This is a genomic window from Acinetobacter sp. YK3 (assembly GCF_001729365.1).
GTDB classification, from domain to species: Bacteria; Pseudomonadota; Gammaproteobacteria; order Pseudomonadales; family Moraxellaceae; genus Acinetobacter; species Acinetobacter vivianii.
In genome coordinates this window covers 1-6,011 of record NZ_LZPJ01000038.1, presented here as the reverse complement: position 1 = coordinate 6,011, position 6,011 = coordinate 1, and the positions used below count along the sequence as shown (strand labels likewise).

Genomic DNA, 6,011 nt, shown 5'->3' with positions numbered 1-6,011 from the left:
ATGCCACAATATTTGCGTATAGCGGAAAAAGTATATAACAAGTTTAAAGATGAAAAAAAATTTACGCAAAAGCCTGTTGAATATCTAAATTTTTTAATTAAAGAGGTGAGAAAGGAAATCAAGGGCACTGAAATGAAATTGCTGTACCAGTATATTGATTTTCAGGAAGGTTTCCAAAAGCCTTTACGCGAAGATGCCTTGAATATTGATGTGAGCTTGGTGCCACATCATCAACATCGGGACGAATTCATTTTATGGCTGGCAGGGTTTATTGAGAGAATTACCATTGGAGGTAAGAAAAAACTGCCGCCAATTCTTGAGAATATTCCACCTGAATTTACAGTTCATTATCAGCTTGAAAAACTGGTTCGTCCTCAGCAAGAGAACTGCTATGACGAGTTGGTATCCTATTTTAAAAGTGAAGAATTCAAACAACATTCAATGAGTTAAACAAGTTGTGCTAAAGAAGTATGAGGCTCCGAACCCCTCATACTTCTGCAATCGCTGGACTGCAGCGTACCGCCATTAAAGGCGGTATTTTTTTATTCAAAGAAAGAGTCAGAGCGAAATATAAGGAGATGATCAGATGACATCATTTTGAACCCATGTTAGTCTAGCGCCACAATTCATTCTGATCTCTTCATTTATCTTATGCAGCTTACGCCACCCTAGTTGATTTCTCTTGCTTGAAAATTAACTCATCACTTTGACTAGTGATGTGGTGTAGTCGTGTGCATGTATATATCACATCACTAGCCTTGATTTAAAATTATACGAATAGGCTATTTCTATGATATCCAATGTTCGGGAACAATGGTTCTCCAATATTCGCGGGGATATTTTGTCTGGACTTGTGGTCGGTCTGGCACTTATTCCAGAAGCGATTGCTTTCTCTATTATTGCTGGTGTCGATCCTAAAATTGGCTTGTATGCCTCTTTCTGTATTGCGGTCGTGATTTCCTTTGTCGGCGGTCGTCCAGCCATGATTTCTGCTGCAACAGGGGCCATGGCTTTGCTCATGGTCACCTTGGTCAAAGAACATGGACTTCAATATTTACTTGCAGCCACTATTCTGACCGGTATCTTCCAGATTATTGCGGGTTATCTGAAGCTGGCCAAGTTGATGCGTTTTGTATCGAAGTCAGTCGTCATTGGTTTCGTGAATGCTTTAGCGATTCTGATTTTTATGGCGCAGTTACCTGAGCTGATGAACGTGACGTGGCATGTATATGTTTTTGTCGCTCTGGGTTTAGCCATTATCTATTTATTTCCTCTAATTCCAAAACTAGGAAAGCTTCTGCCATCGCCGTTGGTCTGCATTATCATCATTACCCTGATCGCCATATCGATGGGAATTGATCTTAGAACGGTAGGTGATATGGGCGAGTTACCCAATACGCTTCCTATATTTTTATTACCTGATATTCCTTTAAACCTCGAAACACTCATGATTATTTTGCCTTACTCGATTCCAATGGCTGTCGTGGGTCTGCTGGAATCGATGATGACGGCAACCATTGTGGATGAAATGACTGATACACCAAGTGACAAGTTTCAGGAATGTAAAGGTCAGGGCATCGCCAATATTGCTTCTGGATTCATGGGTGGGATGGCTGGTTGTGCCATGATTGGTCAATCGATGATTAATGTGAAATCTGGTGGTTTGACCAGATTATCGACCTTTTGTGCGGGTATATTTTTACTCATTCTGGTGGTTTTTCTGAGTGATTGGCTCAAAGTCATTCCGATGGCTGCTTTGGTCGCCGTGATGATCATGGTTTCAATCAGCACCTTTGAATGGAAATCGATTACCCAGTTCACCGCTAATCCCAAGAGCAGTAATGTGGTGATGATCGCGACAGTTGCTGTTGTAGTCGCTACGCATAATCTGGCCTTAGGTGTATTAACAGGCGTACTGTTATCCGCATTATTCCTTGCCAATAAACTGGAAAATGATATTCATGTGAAGACATCATTTGAAGGCGCTACACGTTTGTATGAACTGCATGGGCAAATCTTTTTTAGTTCGTCAGAAAAGTTCTTACAGAGTTTTGACTTTAAAGAAGGTGTGAAAGCGGTGATTATTGACTTAACCCATTCTCATATTTGGGATGTCACTTCCGTGGCAATGCTGGATTCGGTCATTAGTAAATTCCAGAAAAATGGGATACATGTCACCGTACGTGGCTTGAATGAAGCCAGTTCAATCATGATTGATAAGTATGGTACGCATGCCAAAATCTAAAGCTTCTTCCGTCACATAACAGTGATTAAACCTCTGCACGGGCAGAGGTTTTTTGTTGCACATTGAACTTTTTATTTGCTAAAGAAACTCAAGTTGATCTTTTTTTTAATATGCAAATATTTTAAGACAAGAAAACTTTCAGATTTTTAGATTAAAAAACACTAAGTGGTGAATATGCATCAATTTATTCTTTATTATTTTGATGTAAATTAAAAAATCCTTAGAAATAAATACTTTAATTTTATTGTAAATTTAAAATCAAGTTGTTGAAATATAATAACTTTATATTTGTAAAAAATAGTGTTTTTACCGTAATTTTGTGTATAATTTCGCCATAAAAGCCTCTGTGGATTTATAGAACTTCTCTATAGATTAGCAGGGGTTTTTCTATGGAGATTTATCTGAGATGGAAGATCTGAGTTAATTTGTGTGGATGGTATTAAATGATCCTTTTTTCCAGAACTGCTCTTATTGATCCTGAAATTCAATTAAGTGCTCAACGTCTTTCAACTCGTTTTAGCTTTTTCGGTCTTGGTTTTGCCACGGCTGCATGGGCGCCGTTGATTCCTTTTGCCCAGCAACGTTTGCATTTTAATCATGCAGATTTTGGCTTATTACTTTTATGCAGTGGCTTAGGTGCAATGCTGGCTATGCCTGCGACAGGTAAAATTGTTCAGCGTATTGGCTGTCGTGCGCCGATCGGCTTCGCTTTACTCTTGCTTGCCGTTTTATTGCCAAGCCTCAGCTTATGGAATACGCCGTTAATGATGGCGATCACCTTATTCTTATTTGGCACAGCAGCAGGAAGTCTGGGCGTTGCACTCAATATTCAGGCCGTGGTGGTTGAGAAGAATAGCTTAAAATCATTAATGTCTGGCTTTCATGGTATGGCAAGTCTCGGTGGATTAGCAGGGGTGCTGACTATTACTGCATTGCTTGCTTTAAGTATTTCGCCTGTAGTCAGTGCACTTGCTGTGAGTTTACTGTTGGTGGTTATTGCTTTTCTGTCAGTGCCATTCAGCATAAAAGCTGTGGAAAATACGGATTCAGAAGCAGCATCGACAGTGAAAAAGTCGATACGTCAGCGTTTGCCGCGGCCTTTAATTGTGTTAATTGGTATTGCCTGCTTCATCATTTTCATGACAGAAGGCGCGGCGATGGACTGGAGTGGTATTTATTTAACCCATGAATATGGTGTTAATGCCGCTTTTGCAGGGTTGGCGTATACGTTCTTTGCGATTGCCATGACCACAGGACGTTTTACAGGGCATTACCTGATCCGTTATTTTGGTGAGAAAAAGCTTTTAACCTATAGCGCGATTTGTGCAACTTTGGGTTTGGTTTTGGTCAGTATCGCACCGCATTGGTGGCTGGTTTTAGTGGGATATACACTGGTTGGCGCAGGTTGTTCTAATATCGTTCCGATCATGTTTTCCCGTGCTGGACGTCAGACGGTGATGGCAAGCGCAGTTGCTTTGTCTTGTGTTTCGACTTTGGCTTATACTGGTATTCTGGTTGGACCTGCTTTCATTGGAATGATTGGTGAGCTGATTGGCTTAAGTACAGTGTTTATGGCGCTATCTGTTCTATTATTATTGATTGTGGTTTTAAATCGTTTTACTTACGTGAAATAAGCGTCAGAGTGAACTGAACTGAACTGAACTGAACTGAACTGAACTCAACTGAACTGGCAATATCTGGATACTGCCAGTTCTTTACAAATCGAAGTACTATAAATTTTGATAAATAGGGTTAACGTTACGCATGCCCATAAATCTGAAATCCTGCAAAGCAGTTTTGTACTGTAAGTCATTAAGAAATGCATTGCGCCAGTCATTAATATCAAAATCTTTTAAACCTTTCATCAGTTGTTTGTAGCGTGAAATACGTTCTTGTCGTGGCATTTCCAGTGCTGTTTTTAAAGTATCGACCATTGCCGTTTTGTCGGTAGGATCAACTAGTAGTGCTTCTGCCATATGCTCTGCAGCACCTGCATATTTGGATAGAATCAGTACACCTGGATTCGATGGATTTTGCGCGGCAATATATTCTTTCGCGACCAGATTCATCCCATCTCGTATTGAACTGATCCAGCACACATCCGCTTGACGATAGATTTGCATCAAATGATGATGTTTCATTGCATCATAAATACATTCCACGGGTTGCCAGTCTTCCTGTGCAAATTCCTGATTAATCATCTCGATCTTAATCTTGAAACGCTCAAATAAACGCTGATAAGCTGGAACTTCCAAACGGCATGGGCAGGCAATCTGTAAATGTTGAATATGCTGCTGATACTCAGGATATTTCTCCAAGAACTCTGCATAGGACAGAAAACGTTCCAGCAAACCTTTTGAATAATCAATCCGGTCTACGCCAATAATGGTTTTCGCAGCATTCAGCTCAACTGGGCGGGTAAGCAAGTCTTGTACATCAATAAACTGTTGAGCCGCTTTTTGAATCGCTGCTGGATTTACCCCAATCGGGTAGCATTTAATCATGGTCAGACGCTGATGATAGCTGACTAAGGTCTGTTGAATCTTCTGTGCTTTCAATAAAGATGTACATACTTGCATACATACTTTTTGATCTTTATCGGTTTGTAGACCCACCACATCGTATTGGCATAAATCCTCAATTAATTGTTGGGCACACGAAATTCTTTGCCAGATAAATAAAGGTGCAAAAGGAATATGCAGGAAAAATCCGATCTTATTTTGCATACCCAGTTCACGACAATATTTTGCCACACTTAAAAAGTGATAATCATGTACCCAAATGGTATCGTCTGGTTGTGCAATTTCAGCAAGTTTTTGAGCAAATAAATAATTGACTTGCTGATATCCTTCATATTCTGATGACTTATATTCAATCAGGTCTGAACGATAATGCATGGCAGGCCAAAGCGTATTATTGGCAAATCCAGCATAATAATCTGAATATTGATTATGTGTTAAAGGGCAGGTGATATATTCAACATTGTCTTTACGAAGGATATTAAAATGAACTTCCTCTTGTGTATCGACTTTTTCTCCATTCCATCCCAACCATACACCGCCAATATCATCTAATGCATCTTGTATGGCGACAGCAAGTCCGCCTGCGGCAGGTTTTTGTCCATTTGGAATACTGACACGATTGGATAAAATAATTAATTTAGACATATTTTCTCTCCACCTAAGTTGTTGTTACCCTTAACCTTGTTGTCATAGTTCTGAATGTGTTCTAAAAATAATTCTAAAAAATCATGCACTTGTTTTGTATCTTGAAGCTGGTATCTGGCATGGGTAAGCCCTTGACCGACCTTGATTGAGATGCCATGTTCCACCTGATTCACAAAATAAAAACCATCTTCATCCGTGACGTCGTCACCAATGAAAACGGGAATATAAAGATCATGCTGGTTGAAATGCGCTAAAACTTCCTCGATTGCCAAGCCTTTATTCGCTTGAGCAGGGATTAATTCATAAACGAATTTTCCTTGAATCAGTTTTAGGTTGGGGAATACCTGCTGACTTTCCAATATTATTTTTTTTGCTATAGATTCCAGCGCTGGTGCTTTTCTATAATGTAGTGCAATTGAAGATTTCTTATTTTCAATCAGTAAATCTGGATATGGGATACATGCCTTAGTTAACATATTATAAATATAAGAAATTTCTAGGAAATTCTTGGATGCATGTAATTCTTTTTCTTTTCCAAGGTATATATCTAATCCATGCTATGCAGCAATTGGAAGATCTAGAGATTCAAATAAATTACG

The 6,011-nt window shown here is 39.4% G+C and carries 4 protein-coding genes and 1 pseudogene; 3 read left to right on the top strand and 2 right to left on the bottom strand.

The features are described from left to right. From A9Z07_RS04090 to A9Z07_RS04080, 3 genes are all read left to right on the top strand, one after another. Positions 1-450, top strand: a 450-nt coding sequence (locus A9Z07_RS04090) for a hypothetical protein (RefSeq protein WP_047427085.1), incomplete at its 5' end; no start/stop codon positions are given. Positions 451-790: 340 nt separating this feature from the next. Beyond that, positions 791-2,245 (top strand): SulP family inorganic anion transporter, encoded by a 1,455-nt coding sequence (locus tag A9Z07_RS04085; RefSeq protein WP_047427088.1) that lies wholly within the window; start codon positions 791-793, stop codon positions 2,243-2,245. Between the two features lie 443 nt (positions 2,246-2,688). After that, positions 2,689-3,879, top strand: a complete 1,191-nt coding sequence (locus tag A9Z07_RS04080; protein WP_047427090.1) for an MFS transporter — start codon at positions 2,689-2,691, stop codon at positions 3,877-3,879. A gap of 96 nt (positions 3,880-3,975) precedes the next feature. Here the strand turns inward: A9Z07_RS04080 and A9Z07_RS04075 are convergent, their stop codons facing one another. Together A9Z07_RS04075 and otsB are read right to left on the bottom strand one after the other, a co-directional pair. Further along, a complete protein-coding gene (locus tag A9Z07_RS04075; RefSeq protein WP_069577042.1) occupies positions 3,976-5,412 on the bottom strand; it encodes a trehalose-6-phosphate synthase in 1,437 nt (478 codons plus the stop codon). Next, positions 5,400-6,011, bottom strand: a pseudogene (gene otsB, locus A9Z07_RS04070) (trehalose-phosphatase); the annotation flags it as partial. The gene A9Z07_RS04075 and the pseudogene otsB, both read right to left, overlap by 13 nt.